The sequence below is a fragment of the Oribacterium sp. oral taxon 078 str. F0263 genome (genome assembly GCF_000469565.1).
In the GTDB taxonomy this organism is placed as follows: Bacteria; Bacillota; Clostridia; order Lachnospirales; family Lachnospiraceae; genus Oribacterium.
The window spans coordinates 34,263-47,777 of record NZ_KI273116.1 but is presented as its reverse complement, the minus strand read 5'-3'; the positions used below and the strand labels follow the sequence as shown (position 1 = coordinate 47,777).

The 13,515-nt window shown below is 56.5% G+C and carries 10 protein-coding genes; 6 read left to right on the top strand and 4 right to left on the bottom strand.

The window, feature by feature from the left end; translation table 11 throughout:
• Nucleotides 1-270: 270 nt before the first annotated feature.
• On the bottom strand, nt 271-1,884 hold the full coding sequence (locus tag HMPREF1986_RS06160) for an ABC transporter substrate-binding protein (protein WP_021773933.1): 1,614 nt from the start codon (nt 1,882-1,884) through the stop codon (nt 271-273).
• Between the two features lie 482 nt (nt 1,885-2,366).
• Here HMPREF1986_RS06160 and HMPREF1986_RS12585 point away from each other — a divergent pair, with 482 nt between their 5' ends.
• Both HMPREF1986_RS12585 and HMPREF1986_RS06150 read left to right on the top strand, forming a co-directional pair.
• Nucleotides 2,367-3,095, top strand: a complete 729-nt coding sequence (locus tag HMPREF1986_RS12585; RefSeq protein ID WP_242837359.1) for a TlpA family protein disulfide reductase — start codon at nt 2,367-2,369, stop codon at nt 3,093-3,095.
• Between the two features lie 133 nt (nt 3,096-3,228).
• Nucleotides 3,229-4,221, top strand: a complete 993-nt coding sequence (locus tag HMPREF1986_RS06150) for a D-alanyl-D-alanine carboxypeptidase family protein (RefSeq protein ID WP_242837358.1) — start codon at nt 3,229-3,231, stop codon at nt 4,219-4,221.
• Nucleotides 4,222-4,608: 387 nt separating this feature from the next.
• On the opposite strand, the gene HMPREF1986_RS06145 is transcribed toward HMPREF1986_RS06150, so the two are convergent.
• The 3 genes from HMPREF1986_RS06145 to HMPREF1986_RS06135 all read right to left on the bottom strand — a co-directional run bounded on the left by HMPREF1986_RS06145 (nt 4,609) and on the right by HMPREF1986_RS06135 (nt 9,248).
• Entirely contained in the window at nt 4,609-6,405 is a 1,797-nt protein-coding gene (locus tag HMPREF1986_RS06145) for an ABC transporter ATP-binding protein (protein ID WP_021773928.1), read from the bottom strand.
• A complete protein-coding gene (locus HMPREF1986_RS06140; RefSeq protein ID WP_036599554.1) occupies nt 6,398-8,179 on the bottom strand; it encodes an ABC transporter ATP-binding protein in 1,782 nt (593 codons plus the stop codon). The genes HMPREF1986_RS06145 and HMPREF1986_RS06140 overlap by 8 nt, the downstream gene beginning before the upstream one ends.
• 391 nt (nt 8,180-8,570) lie before the next feature.
• Nucleotides 8,571-9,248: a TetR/AcrR family transcriptional regulator gene (locus HMPREF1986_RS06135; RefSeq protein WP_021773925.1), complete on the bottom strand. Its 678-nt coding sequence runs from the start codon at nt 9,246-9,248 to the stop codon at nt 8,571-8,573.
• Nucleotides 9,249-9,574: 326 nt separating this feature from the next.
• On the opposite strand from HMPREF1986_RS06135, the gene HMPREF1986_RS06130 reads away from it, so the two are divergent.
• Genes HMPREF1986_RS06130 through HMPREF1986_RS12580 form a run of 4 tightly spaced genes read left to right on the top strand, consistent with a single transcriptional unit; the run spans nt 9,575 to nt 13,420 of the window.
• Nucleotides 9,575-10,369: a gluconate 5-dehydrogenase gene (locus tag HMPREF1986_RS06130; RefSeq protein ID WP_196806116.1), complete on the top strand. Its 795-nt coding sequence runs from the start codon at nt 9,575-9,577 to the stop codon at nt 10,367-10,369.
• Nucleotides 10,366-11,388, top strand: coding sequence for an asparaginase (locus HMPREF1986_RS06125; RefSeq protein ID WP_021773921.1), 1,023 nt, complete (start codon nt 10,366-10,368; stop codon nt 11,386-11,388). The genes HMPREF1986_RS06130 and HMPREF1986_RS06125 overlap by 4 nt, the downstream gene beginning before the upstream one ends.
• Nucleotides 11,385-12,065 carry a response regulator transcription factor gene (locus HMPREF1986_RS06120; RefSeq protein ID WP_021773920.1) on the top strand — a complete coding sequence of 227 codons (681 nt, stop codon included), beginning with the start codon at nt 11,385-11,387 and terminating at the stop codon, nt 12,063-12,065. The genes HMPREF1986_RS06125 and HMPREF1986_RS06120 overlap by 4 nt, the downstream gene beginning before the upstream one ends.
• Nucleotides 12,066-12,097: 32 nt before the next feature.
• Nucleotides 12,098-13,420, top strand: coding sequence for a sensor histidine kinase (locus HMPREF1986_RS12580; protein ID WP_021773919.1), 1,323 nt, complete (start codon nt 12,098-12,100; stop codon nt 13,418-13,420).
• Nucleotides 13,421-13,515 lie beyond the last annotated feature (95 nt).

Sequence of the window (13,515 nt, the reverse complement as noted above, 5' to 3'; positions counted from 1 at the left end):
CGGAAGCGGTGAGACAGCGTGCAGAGGCTAAGGCAAAGGAACAATATTCCGGCTTAGCTCCGGCGCAGTGCGCAAGATCCTGCGCCGGAGGCCCGGGCTTTGTCTCAGACTTAGTGGGCTTTAGCCGGTATCGTGCTGCCGACTAAGGATAGCTCAAGGGCCCCCGTTTCGTTTTTAGGCGCAGTGGGCTTTAGCCGGTATCGTGCTGCCGCTTAAGGATAACTCAAGAGCCCCCGTTTTGTTCTAGGCTCAAGTTTAGCTGAGCCGGCATCAGGAGGCGATAGAGAGCTTTGAGAGGTCGTTAAAGGTATAGATCGGCACCAGTCCGGCCTCCTCGATGCCATGGACCTTCTGATTTGCGACCAGGATCTTCAGGTTGGAGCCGAAGGGATAGAAGATCGCCTCCTCCTGAATTTTCTGCTGGATGGTATTATAGAGCTCCTTCCGCTTCGCCTCGTCTCTTTCCATGTCGGCCTCTCTCCAGAGCTTGTCGATCTCGGGGGCGTCGAAGTTATAGTTATTGTCCTTATCCTTCGAGAAGAGCTGGGAGAAGGTACTCGGGTCGATGCCCATGATATAGCCTCCGAGCAGGATATCATAGTCGCCGTTTTGCTTGTCCTTTTCGACCTTGGTGAGCGCCGCGCCGTCTAGCGGGTTCAGCTCGAGATCGATCCCGGCTTCCTTCAGCTCTGACTGGATGGTGAGGGCCTGTCTCTCGACCTCGTCGGTATTGATGTAGGCGATCTTCAGCTGCTTCGCGCCGTTTGCCGTGAGCTTTTTTGCGAGCTCGACATCGTGGTCGAACTTCTCCACATCGGGATTATAATAGGCGCTGACATTGGGGAGGAAGCTGTAGGAGACGCTGTAAAACTCCGGATCGGAATAGGCGGCCTGCAGAATCTCATTTCGATCCACGGCGTGGAGAATCCCCTCCCGGTAGGATTTGTCCTGCATCTTTTTGCTGGCCGTATTGAGTCTCATATAGGCGACACGGCCCTCGGAGTAGGTGTAGATCTTAAAAGAGGGGTTGTCCTTATAGGGCTTTAAGAGATCCGGGAGAGCGGACCAGGCGTCGATCTCCCCGTTTTGCAGAGCGAGAGTCGCGGTGTCATCACTTTCCACGATCTTATAGATCAGGGTTTCGATCTGGGGCTTTCCGAGGACGGAGTTTTCATTCGCCTTGAATTTCAGATACTGGCCGGTCATGTAGCTGTCCAGAGTATAGGGGCCGGAGCAGACCGGCTTCTCTTCCAGGAGGTTCACGTCGAAATTCCCCTTCTTCTCGTAGTAATGCTTTGGGAGAATGAAGGTCTCCGCGGAGAGGAGCTCGAAGACGGAGGAGGATGGGACCTCTGTCGTAAAGCTGAGCGTATGCTCGTCAATCTGATTCATCTCGATGGCTTTTCCGTTTATGAAGAGGTTCTGATCCTGTTTGTTGTGGGAATCAATCGTATAGAAGACGTCGTCCGCGGTGATGGGCTCGCCGTCGGACCATTTGAGGCCGTCATTCAGAACGAGGGTCCAGGTCTTTCCGTCCTCGCTCGCTGTCATGCTCTTTGCGAGAATATAGTCGACGTTTCCGTCCGGGTGGATGTAGTAGAGGGGAGCGTAGAGCGCCTTCATGGTCATAAGACCGTAGCGGTCGTCCACTGTGAGGACATTGATGGTGTTTCCGGTGTCCCCTTTGATCGCGTAAGTGAAGCTCCGGGAATCCGCGGATGCGCTTTTCTCCTCCCCGCTCTCGGAAGCCTTCGAGTCCGCCGCGCTTTGATCCGCCTGGGCGGCAGTGGTGGCTGTCTCCTCCGTGACGGCATTCCCGCAGCCTGTCAGCATAAGGAACGCGGCGGAGAGCGAAAGGAGAGCGGCGATGCTTTCTTTTTTCATAATTCCTCCTGAAAACAAAAAATGACAGCGGCTTTTAAAAATTTAAGGAAAAACTGATGCAATTGATAAAATTATGTGCCAGGGCACGGTAAATCAATCAGAATTCCCTGAAAATACCTTAGGAAAAAACGAGGGGAAAGTCAAGGCGGGGCATATTGCAAAATGATATAAGAGGGATGAGATATCGTGATTTCAAATTACCATTTTCATGCAAGTACGACGTAGAATCGGGACTTTATGAGGCTGAGGTGAGGGATGATCGCGGGGCTTCACCCCGCTTCATGCTCATGAAGGGACGTGCCATGAGGTCCCGCATCCGCTGCCGTGCAAGCACGCCGCGGAAACGGGACTTTATGGCACTGGGATCAAAATTCTCTGGCGTTTTTGGAGGGGGATAGGATATGATGGGGAGGGAAAGGCGGAGTGTTTTCCGCTTGGCCCGGTTCTGAAGTGGATTTTAATAGGGTAAAGGAGGATATGAATTGAGAAGACAGGGTTGGATGAGAGGGAGGCTTACGGCAGCGGCGGTTCTTTCGCTGCTTTTTGTCTTCTGCCTTTCTGCCTGCGGGCAGAAGTCTTCCGGCGGAGCGGAGACATCCGGCGGGAAGGCAGCGGCGGAGGCGTCTTCAGAGAAGGATGCGGCGGGGAGTGAGAAAGCGGAGCCTTCGGAAGGAGAGAAGGGAAAGGGGAAGGAAAGCGGAAAGGATGCTTCCTCATCCGGGTCCGGGGAAGGGCAGGAAAAGAAGGAGGACAGCGCGGAGAAAAAGGGGAGCGCTCTTCATTTTACTTCGACGGATATCGACGGAGGGGAGATCTCGGATTCGATCTTTTCTGAGAAGGATCTCACCGTACTGAATGTCTGGGGAACCTTCTGCGGGCCCTGCATCCGGGAGATGCCGGAGCTTGCGGAATGGGATCAGGAGCTTCCGGAGAATGTGCAGCTTCTCGGTCTTGTCGGGGATATCAACGGGCCGGAGGATTCGGAGCATATTGAGCTTGCGAAAAAAATCATGGAGCAGTCCGGTGTGAAATTCCGCCAGATCGTCCCGAACGAGGAGCTGATCCCGATGCTCGGCACGGTGGCGGCCGTCCCGACGACCTTTCTCATCGACAAGGAGGGAAATTTCGTCGGAAAGCCTATCGTCGGAGCGAGGGTCAGCGCGTATAAGGAGGCGGTGGAGGAGTATCTGAAGACGGTCAGCGGATCGTAAGACTTTCGTCGCTTGCCAGGAGAGGGAAGAGACCGTATCATGTTCCCCGTAGGAGTCGATCTTTGGGGATCCTTGCAGGGTTCCAACGGATGCCGGGACTTCGGCATGAATGTATCAGAGACGGGATGGGGAAATGAAGAGAAGAATGAGATATGCCGCGCTTTTTCTCGCGGGTGCGATACAGCTTTCGTCGATGCTTGGAGGGGCGAAGATTGCCTTTTCGGAGAATTTGACCGGAGCTGCGGAGAGTAGTACGTCGGAGAGCAGGACGGGGATCGTTTCCGCCGCTTCTCCCTCCGACAGCGCATCGGCGAATCTCTCCGGGCTCCAGCCGGATTCGGATTCCGCGGCGATCGGGGATCTCATCAACAGTCAGTATGCTGTGGTCTACGATCTGGACCGGGGCAGGATTATCGCGGACAAGAACTCATCGGAGGTCATTAACCCGGCGTCTATGACGAAGGTCATGACGCTCCTGGTCTGTGCGGAGCATCTCCCGGACCTGGATAAGAGGCTCACAGTGACGCAGGACATCGTCGATTATGTTCATGCGCACGATGCGAGCAACTGCGGTCTGGAGGCGGGAGAGCAGATCTCGGCGCGGGACCTCCTCTACGGTGTCATCCTCCCCTCCGGAGCGGATGCGGTGATGCTCCTCTCGAGAGAGATCGCGGGGAGCGAGGCGGCCTTTGTCGGGCTGATGAATCAAAAGGCGCAGGAGCTCGGGCTTTCCTCCGGTGCGCATTTTTCCAATGCGACCGGGCTCTATGATCCGAATCACCATATGACGGTGAAGGATACCGCGGAGATCCTGAACGCCGCGATGAAAAATCCGACCGCGCGCACCGTGCTGGAGAGCTTCGAGTACAGTATTCCGGCGACGAATAAGCACGCGGCGGGGATACGGCTTTCCAATCTTTTCCTGAAGAGGATCAAGGGGCAGGACACGGGAAGGGTATCCGTCACGGCGGCAAAGACCGGCTATGTGCGTCAGTCCATGTTCTGCGCGGTGAGCTCCGGGGTTTCCGAGAGCGGAAAGCACTATCTTGTCGTGAGCGGATTTGCTTCCAGCACCTGGCAGTGCATCGCGGATCAGGCGGCGCTCTACCGGAGCTATTGCCGTTGACGGGAATTCCATTTCGGCTTGTTCCACTGTCCGCATTGTCTGCCTGATGATAGACTTCTGCGCTTTTCTTCGCTTCTTCGAAGCTTGGAGACTCGGCTTTGCCCGGGGGGCATCAGCCGATCTCCCGTCGGGAGACAGTTCTTTCCTTTGAAGCTTCCGCTTCACCAACGGCTGTCCGCACTTTGTCGCCCTGCCGCTTTGCCGGTCCATAAACAGGCCGTCTGCCGCCCCGGCGCTTTGAGATTTGGTCTTTTAAATCGCTTACGCGCCGCTGGTCGCGGCAGCCGGAGCGAGAGTGTCCTGCGTTGGACCGACACTGCGGCAGGAAAGGCGGCAAAGATCAGCCGTCTGAGAGCCGTCTAAGACTCAACTTCTCTTCGAGAAGATTCAAGGACGCTCCGAGTCTGCCTGATGGCAGACTTCTTCGCTGTTTGTCAGCTCCGATCCCGAGCCGAGCCTCCAGCCGACCGCTTCTTTGCGGGAGCGGATAAAGCTTTGATAGATTCCTTCTTCTCGGATCAGTTCTTCATGAGTTCCTCTCTGGACCACCTTCCCCTTATCGATCACAAAGATGCAGTCGGCATTTCGCACGGTTTTTAAGCGGTGTGCGATCATCAGGATAGTCTTTTCCTTTGTGAGAGCCTGAATTGCGTTCATGAGCTCTCTTTCGTTCTCCGGGTCCACATTCGCGGTCGCCTCGTCCAGGATGATGATGGGAGCGTCCTTCATGATTGCTCTTGCGATGGAGATCCGCTGCCTTTGTCCGCCGGAGAGGCTTGCGCCGCCCTCTCCGATGATCGTCTCGTAGCCGTCCGGGAGTGCGGAGATGAAGTCGTCGCAGCAGGCCTTTTTCGCTGCGGCGATGACCTGCTCCATCGGGGCATCCGGCTGACCGAAGCGGATATTATTTGCGATCGTGTCTCGGAAGAGGTAGACCGTCTGGAATACGAAGCTGAAATTGGACATGAGGGAGTCCATGCTGTATTTCTTTACATTGGTCTGATCCAGGAGGATCTCTCCGGAATCCACATCCCAGAAGCGGGCGATCAGGTGGCAGAGTGTCGTCTTTCCGCCGCCGGACGGGCCCACGAAGGCGGCAGTGGATTTCTCCGGGATGGAGAGGCTTGTGTCGTCCACGACCTTTTTGCTTCCATAGGAGAAGTCGACATGCTTTAATTCGATGTTTTCGCTCGCCGGGTGCCGGTCCTCTCCGTGAATGTCCATCTCCGGGACGGACAGGATCGCCTCCGCCTTATCCACGCTCTGGTCAATGAAGCGAAGGAGGGCAGAATAATTTCCCGCGGATTCCAGGGCGGAGAAGAGGATGAAGGAAGCGATCAGCATGACGATTCCCGTCGCGGGCTCCATGGAGCCGTCCAGGACGAAGCGGAGTGAGAGCGCCGCGATGAGGACGCCGACCATTTTGATCAGCCAGCTCTGGAGCCAGAGGATAGGAATCAGGGCAAATTCCATCCGGATATTGGTATCCGTGGAATGATTGATCGCTTCCGAGAGCCTCCGGTTTCCCTCCGGGCCGATATTGTAGCTTTTTGCCTCCGCGATGCCGCGGATAAATTCCAGGATCTGGCTCACAAGGGCAGAATCCGCGTGGATCTTTTCCGCGGAGATGGAGGAAGCTCTGTGCTGGAGGAAACGGTTGATGAGGAGGAAGAGGAGGAGGCCGAGAAGTGCGACCGCCCCGATTCGGATATCGAAGGAGAGAAGCATCGCGGTGATGAGAGCGGATTCCAGGATGCCCTGCGTTGAGAGAAGGACTACTCTCGTTGCGATATCTCCGAGAAGCTCCATGGTATTGGTCGTGACGCTTGTGATCTCTCCCAGGGAGTTTTGATTGAAGTAACCCATGGGGAGATAGCGGAGATGGCCGGCGATCTCCATCCGTTTATCGGCGCTCGTCGTATAGCCCGCCTCCGTCTGCAAAAAGGTGCCCCTTCCGCTGGACAGGATCTGAAGAGCCACTCCCAGCACGAGGACAGCGAGAGAGAGGAGCAGGGTATTGCTGTCGAGACTTTTGTCCAGAACGCCCCGGATGATGAGGTAGATCGCCGGAATCCGAAGGGCCTGTCCGAAGGCGCTGACGACTCCCAGGATGATAGAGAGGGTGAAGCGCCGGTGGTTCTCTTCCCCGGAAAAGCGAAAGAACTTTTGAAGGATTTTAAGCATGATCTGTCTCCTCTCTGTCCGTATCCCGGGAGGAAATGTGGGCCTCCCACATCCTCCGGTAGAGTTCGCTCTCCCGGAGAAGCTCCTCCTGCGTGCCGCAGGCTCTGAGGCAGCCGTCCTCGATCAGAGCGATCTGATCCGCGTCCGCGATGGTGGAGAGGCGGTGGGCGATGACGATCAGGGTCTTTCCCTTTATGACCTGAGCGAGGGATCTTTGAATCAGCGCTTCATTTTCCGGATCCGTATAGGCGGTCGCCTCGTCCAGAATGATGATCTCCGCGTTTTTCAAAAGGGCGCGGGCGATGCAGATCCTCTGCTTCTCGCCTCCGGAGAGCTGCCCGCCGGAGTCCCCTGCGATCGTGTCGTAGCCCTTTTCCAGCCCCAGGATGAAGTCGTGGCAGCCGCACTGCTTTGCGGCCTCCTCCACCTCCTCATCCGTCGCACCCCTTCGGCCCATGCGGATATTTTCCCGTATGCTTGTGTTGAAGAGGTAATTGTCCTGGGAGACATAGGCGACGCGGCGGTTGTAATCCTCGAAGGAGATTTTCCGGATGTCCGTCCCTCCCAGGAAGATTCCGCCCTCATCCACGTCCCAGAGGGATGCGACCAGGCGGGCGATCGTGGATTTCCCGGAGCCGGAGGGGCCGACCAGAGCATTGACGGTCCCCGGGAGGAAGGCGAGGTCGATCCCATGCAGGATCTCCTGCCCCTTCTCATAGGAAAAGTGAACATCTCTCAGGACGATGCCGCTGTTTTTGGGCTCTTCCTCGGTCTTCACAGGACGGTGCATCTCCGTTCTCTTAAGGATTTCTCCCACCTCGTCAAAGATCGTCCTGGCCTTTGCGATATCGTCCTCAAAGGACATGACGGTGAGGAGCGGGGCGATCAGGCCGGAGGCGAGGATGATCACCATGATGAAATCCGGCGCGGACAGAAGTCCGCGGAGATATAGGATTCCGCCGAGCGGGAGGATGGTGAGCATGGTCGCTGGTACGATCGAGCGGGCCGCCGCAAAGTACCAGAGCGTGCTCTTCATCCAGTCGATATAGCAGTAGGCTCCGTCCTTTGCGGCCTTTTCGAACTTTTCGTAGGAGCTGTCCGCCTTTCCGAAGGCCTTGATGACCTCGATTCCATTGATGAATTCGACGGCGGCGTCATTTAAGAGCTTTGTCTTCTCAATGCAGTTTTGCCAGCGCTCCGTATAGCCCCGCATCATCCCCATCATACAGATCACGCCGACGGGGAGGGTTAGGAGGGAGGCAATCGCCATCCTCCAGTCAATGCGGAGGAGATAGAGGAAGAGGAAGAACGGCACGGCGAGATTTGCCGTAAATTCCGGAAGGATGTGGGCGAGTGTCGTCTCCATGGAGTCCACGCGGTCCACGATGATGCTCTTTAAGGAGCCGGAGGGGATGGATTGAACGTCCCCAAGAGGCATCCTCGTGAGCTTTTCACAGAGGGCCTTTCGGATATTTCCAAGGACGGAGAAGGTCGCCTTGTGAGAGCAGCTTGTGGAAATAGAGTGGAGCAGAGTCCGGAGCGTCCAAAAGAGCGCTGCGAGGATGAAATCCATCTGGTACGCGGAAAATGAGCTCTCTCCGGACAGGAGCTTTTTGACCACGCGGGCCATCATATAGTAGGGAGCCATACTGAGAAGTGCCCCGAGCAGGGCGGTCCCCACGCTGACTTGATAGAGTACGCGCCTTGTACTTGCATAGCGCATGATCCAGGATATCAGCGAGCTTTTCTTTCGTTCTGACGAAGCTTCTTTCATTGTCGATATCTGCCTTTCTTTCTCCAGCCGTTTTTTCTGCCTTTGGCCTTTGCCGGCTTCGCGCGGGTTGCCTTCGCCCGAGTTTCGATGCTTCTGCTTCGAGGCGCAATCTCACGCAAAGCGCATGGGTGAAGGGCTTCACAGCGCAGGAGCGGGAGCTTTGAAGCGTATGGGCGCGGAGGACTTTGATTCCCCGCTCGGAGCTCTCTACAAGACTTGAGGATTTTATGCTTCGAAGCGCACAGGCGCGGGGAACTCTGATTCCTCTTGGGCCGCTGTCAAAAATGCGGCATGAGCGAAAGCGCGGGCGCGGCGAAGTGACGCGCGGACGCTATTTAAGTGATGCGCGAAAGCTATCTTTGCGGTGCGGTCAAAGGATGCGGACTGGAATTCATTTCATTGTGCCTTTTGCGTTTTTTGCGTCCCCTCCCTCCCGGGGCAGCATCGCCTCTCCGAGCAGCTCCCGCCAGCCGGCGGTGTAGAAGCGCTGCAGCTGGAGGAGACAGCGGAGCGCTTCCTCATAGGGGATATCGTGGATAATCAGCTCCGTGAAGGAGCTGAAGAGTCCCGTGGTCAGGCTGTGCTTTAGAAGCGGGTTGATCTCGGGCTTTTGGTAGCCGTGCTTTTCGCTGAGGGAGAGGAAGTCCTCCGTAGAGCGCTCCTCCGTCTCAACCATGTCGTCTATCAGGCGGGAATAGGGGGTTCCGTCGGATTTCAGCAGGATCAGGCGAAAGATCTCCAGATTTTCGAAGGCATAGCGGAGCATCCATTCGAGACAGTCCTCCGAGACCTTTTTCATTTCCGCTCTCTGCCTTTCCAGGGGAAGGAGAGAGAAGTCCTCCTGCACCTTCCGGTAATGATCCCGCATCTCACGGTATTCCTTCTCTACAAGAGCGGAAAAAAGCTCCTCCTTACTTTTAAAATAGCCGTAGAAGGCCCCCGTTGTGACGCCCGCCTCCTTTACGATATTCCGAAGAGAGGCAGACTGATAGCCCTTTTCCTGAAATTCCGAAAGAGCGCTCTTTCGGATTCTGTCCAGAGTATCCGAGTGCGGCTGAAAATCCTCCATGAAGATCCTCCGAAGTGATAAGTGAAGAGATGTAACGGTGTTATATAACGATGTTATAATAGGCTCTCCCGAAGTCTTTGTCAAGAAAAAGAGGCGGCCTTCCCGGCTTAAGCGGAAGGAGGGGCCTTTCTTGACGCTTATGGAGCTTTCGGGCTATACTTAGCGATGATGTGCCGCCGCCTTTTCCGCCGTCTGCGCGCGGACAGACCAGCTTCAGGCGTGCGATCGAGCGGCGGAAAGGCGAGGGGAATTTTTTTCGCCGGGATGGTTTTTCGGCAGAGGGAAGTGGAATCGGATTTTCAGAAGGAGTTGCTATGAGCTTTTCTATGGATAGTTTTTCCCTGAAGGGGAAGGTCGCTCTTGTCACCGGGGCCTCGCACGGCATCGGCTTTTCGATCGCGGAGGCCTATGTGCGGGCCGGCGCGCTGCTCTATTTCAACGCAAGCAGTGAGGAGCGTGTCAGGGAGGCGAAGAAGAGCTATGAGGAGGCGGGAATCGCCGCGGAGGGCTTTGCCTGTGATGTGAGGGACGAGGAAGCAGTGCGGGATATGGTCGCAAGGATCGAGGAGAAGCACGGTGCGGTCGATATCCTCGTAAACAATGCGGGAATCATCAAGAGGGTGGCGATGACGGAGATGAGCGCGGAGGATTTCCGCGCGGTGGTGGATACGGATCTGACGGCGCCCTTCCTCGTCGCAAAGGCGGTGCTGCCCGGCATGATCCGGAAGGGGCACGGAAAGATCATCAATATCTGCTCCATGATGTCGGAGCTTGGCCGGGAGACCGTCTCTGCCTACGCCGCCGCTAAGGGGGGGCTTAAGATGCTGACCCGGAATATCTGCTCGGAGTACGGATCCTTCAATATCCAGTGCAACGGCATCGGGCCGGGCTATATCGCGACCTCTCAGACGGCGCCGCTTCGGGAGAGGCAGGCGGACGGCTCGCGGCATCCCTTCGATCGCTTTATCTGCTCCAAGACACCGGCGAACCGTTGGGGGACGGTGGAGGATTTACAGGGACCGGCGGTCTTTCTCGCTTCTGACGCCTCCGACTTTGTAAACGGGCAGATCCTCTATGTCGATGGGGGCATCCTCGCTTACATCGGAAAGCAGCCCGAATGAAGAAAATCCTTCTGATCGGGACAGGGGGGACGATCGCGTCGAGGCAGCTGGGAGAGGGACTGAGTCCGGCTCTGAGTGCTCCGGAGCTTCTTCGCTATGTGCCGGATGTCCGAAGCTTCTGCGAGGTCGAAGTGCTGCAGCTTTGCAACATTGATTCCACGAACATGGAGCCCTCGATCTGGTGCGCTCTCGCTGCGGCGATCCGGGAGCATTACGATCGTTATGACGGCTTTGTGGTGACGCACGGCACCGACACGATGGCGTATACCTCTGCGGCGCTGAGCTATATGGTGCAAAATTCCAGGAAGCCGATCGTGATCACGGGCTCACAGAAGCCGATTGACACAGACGGCACGGATGCGAAGCCGAATCTCCGGGACAGTCTCTTCTACGCTTGTGACGGGCTTTCGGAGGATGTCTCGCTCGTCTTCGACGGAAATGTGATCGCGGGGACGCGGGCGAAGAAGATGATGGCCCGCTCCTTTAATGCCTTTTACAGCGTGAATTTCCCGGTGCTTGCGAGAATACAGGATCATCACATCATCCGCTATATCCCTCCCTCTCCTCTGCGGGGTCCGCTTTCCTTTCAGGAGGAGCTCAGCGATTCCGTCTGCGTCATGAAGCTGATCCCCGGTGCCCGCCCGGAGATGCTCGGCTATCTCTTCGAAAATTACGACTGCATCGTCATGGAGAGCTTCGGGGTCGGGGGGATTCCGGAGCGGATGCTCGAGAAGTTCTATTTGGAGATGGGGCGCTGGAGGGAGAAGGGGAAGTTCATCGTCATGGCGACGCAGGTCGTGAATGAAGGCTCGAACATGGAGATCTATCAGGTCGGGCAGAAGGTGAAGCAGGACTTCAAGCTGATCGAGGCCTATGATATGACGCTGGAAGCGACGATTACGAAGCTCATGCTGCTCCTTAAACGCTATCCCTCTTCCTATGAGAAGCTTCGGAGGGAGTTTTACCGGGAGGTAAACCACGATATCCTCTGCGCCTTTGAGGAAGGAAGCCTGCGATGAAGATACTGGTGATCGAGGATGAGCTCTTGCTTTCGGAATCGGTGAAGTCGATCCTCACAGAGCATGGCTTCGAGGCGGATACGGTTTCGGACGGAGCGGAGGGGCTTATTTACGCAAAGAGCGGAGCTTATGATCTTTTGATCCTGGACGTGATGCTCCCCGGCATGAATGGAATCGCCCTGGCGAGACAGCTCCGGAAGGAGCGCTGCGGGATGCCGATCCTGATGCTGACCGCCCGCTCGGAGCTTCTGGACCGGGTGGAGGGTCTGAATGCGGGTGCGGACTATTATCTCACAAAGCCCTTTGACGAGAGGGAGCTGATGGCCTGTGTGAATGCGCTCCTCCGAAGGCAGGGAGCAGAGGTGAATCAGCTCTCCTTCGGAAATACCAGCCTGGACCTGGACAGCGGAACGCTCCTTTGCGGGGAGAGGGAGCTTCGTCTCTCTGCGAGGGAATTCGATGTGATGCGGCTTTTGATGCAGGCAAAGGGCAAAAATCTCCGAAAGGAGCAGATCCTGTCCCGGGTATGGGGCTTTGACTCCGAGGCGACGGAGAATCATGTGGAGGTCTATGTGGGCTTCCTCCGGAAAAAGCTGAAGAGCATCGGCTCGGATCTCAGCATCGTCTCGGTGCGAAGGCTCGGCTATCATCTGGAGAGCCCCTCGGAGGGAGGCTGAGACGGGACGGCTATCGGTATAGGAGAAGGGATATGATACGAAGGCTTCGCTTCCGCCTGACGGCGCTTCTCATGGGGACCTGCACCCTCCTTTTGCTGCTCCTTTTTTCTCTGATCTTCGGTCTCACAAGGCAAAGGCTGATGCAGGAGGACCGGGAGATACTGGAGAGGGCGGCGGAGCTTCCGCTGAGGGGGCCGGAGGAGAAGGGGGATCCTTCCCGGCTTCCGGCGGTCCGGGTGCTGGTGAATGAAGACGGGACCATACTTAAGAGGAGCGGGGCAGACTATTATTTCGTCTCGGAGGAGGATCTAAGCAGGCTGATCCGTTTGGCTCTTTCTAAAAAGGAGAGCTTCGGCTCGCTGGAGAGAGGAAAGATCCATTATCTCAGAAGGGCTGCGGGAGAGGATGCCCGCTCCGGGAGAAAAGGCCGTGAAGAGGAGGATGCCGGAGAGGAGAGAGGGGAAGAGGAAGAGAATGAAGAAGAGGAAGAGCGTCTGATCGTCTTTTCCGACTTTTCTGCCTCGCTTCGGAGCCTGAATGCTCTTCTCCGAAATTGTATCCTGATCGGGCTTTTTGCCCTCCTTTTCTTCTTCCTTCTTTCATTTTCCTTCGTCCAAAGGGCGGTGAGACCGGTGGAGACGGCCTTTGAGAGTCAGAGGCGCTTCGTGTCGGCCGCGTCCCATGAGCTGAAGACGCCGCTCAGCGTGATTCTCAGCAATGCGGAACTTTTGCAGCGGCGGATCGAGGAAGATTCTCCCTCCGGGGAGGATTCGGGGAAGAGGAAGGAGCTTCGGCACTTCAGTGAAAATATCCTGTCGACCTCGAGGCAGATGCGGGCTCTCACGGAGAATCTCTTAGAGCTTGCGAGGATGGACGGGGAGGACGCGAGACTGTCCGGCTTTGAGACCTTGGACTTCTCAACGCTCGCTTCCGAAGAAGCCCTGCGCTTTGAGGTCCTGTTTTTTGAGAGCGGACGAACTCTTTGCTCCGAGATTCAGGAGGGGATTTTTGTCCTTGGGGCTCCGGTTAGGCTCCGGCAGGTTCTGGACATCCTCCTGGACAATGCGAAGAAATACGGGAGTCCGGGCGGGGAGGTCCGGCTCCGCCTCGGAGGGAGGGGAAAGAAGCTTCTCCTATGCGTAGACAGTCCGGGGAAGGAGCTCAGTCCGAAGGACTGCGAAAAGATCTTCCGCCGTTTTTACCGGGTCGATGAGAGCAGGGGGAGCGGAGGGGGCTATGGCCTCGGGCTTCCCATCGCGGAGAAAATCATCGAATTCCACCGAGGGAGGATCTGGGCGGAGTCCGGAAATGGGAGGAACCGCTTTTTTGTGGAGCTCCCGCGGAGCGAGAAATAAGATTTCTTCGCTCTCGCTTGGGAGACGAGTGCTTATGATGCTCCCGGCATTTTGCCTGTCTAACGCAGGACGCTCTCGCTCCGACTGCCGCGGCC

What these genes read in the sequence shown, in the direction of transcription:
- HMPREF1986_RS06145 (WP_021773928.1), bottom strand. Translation starts at nt 6,405, where the DNA reads ATGCTTAAAATCCTTCAAAAGTTCTTTCGCTTTTCCGGGGAAGAGAAC.
- HMPREF1986_RS12580 (WP_021773919.1), top strand. Translation starts at nt 12,098, where the DNA reads ATGATACGAAGGCTTCGCTTCCGCCTGACGGCGCTTCTCATGGGGACC.
- HMPREF1986_RS06160 (WP_021773933.1), bottom strand. Translation starts at nt 1,884, where the DNA reads ATGAAAAAAGAAAGCATCGCCGCTCTCCTTTCGCTCTCCGCCGCGTTC.
- HMPREF1986_RS06130 (WP_196806116.1), top strand. Translation starts at nt 9,575, where the DNA reads ATGGATAGTTTTTCCCTGAAGGGGAAGGTCGCTCTTGTCACCGGGGCC.
- HMPREF1986_RS06135 (WP_021773925.1), bottom strand. Translation starts at nt 9,248, where the DNA reads ATGGAGGATTTTCAGCCGCACTCGGATACTCTGGACAGAATCCGAAAG.
- HMPREF1986_RS06125 (WP_021773921.1), top strand. Translation starts at nt 10,366, where the DNA reads ATGAAGAAAATCCTTCTGATCGGGACAGGGGGGACGATCGCGTCGAGG.
- HMPREF1986_RS06150 (WP_242837358.1), top strand. Translation starts at nt 3,229, where the DNA reads ATGAAGAGAAGAATGAGATATGCCGCGCTTTTTCTCGCGGGTGCGATA.
- HMPREF1986_RS06120 (WP_021773920.1), top strand. Translation starts at nt 11,385, where the DNA reads ATGAAGATACTGGTGATCGAGGATGAGCTCTTGCTTTCGGAATCGGTG.
- HMPREF1986_RS06140 (WP_036599554.1), bottom strand. Translation starts at nt 8,179, where the DNA reads ATGAAAGAAGCTTCGTCAGAACGAAAGAAAAGCTCGCTGATATCCTGG.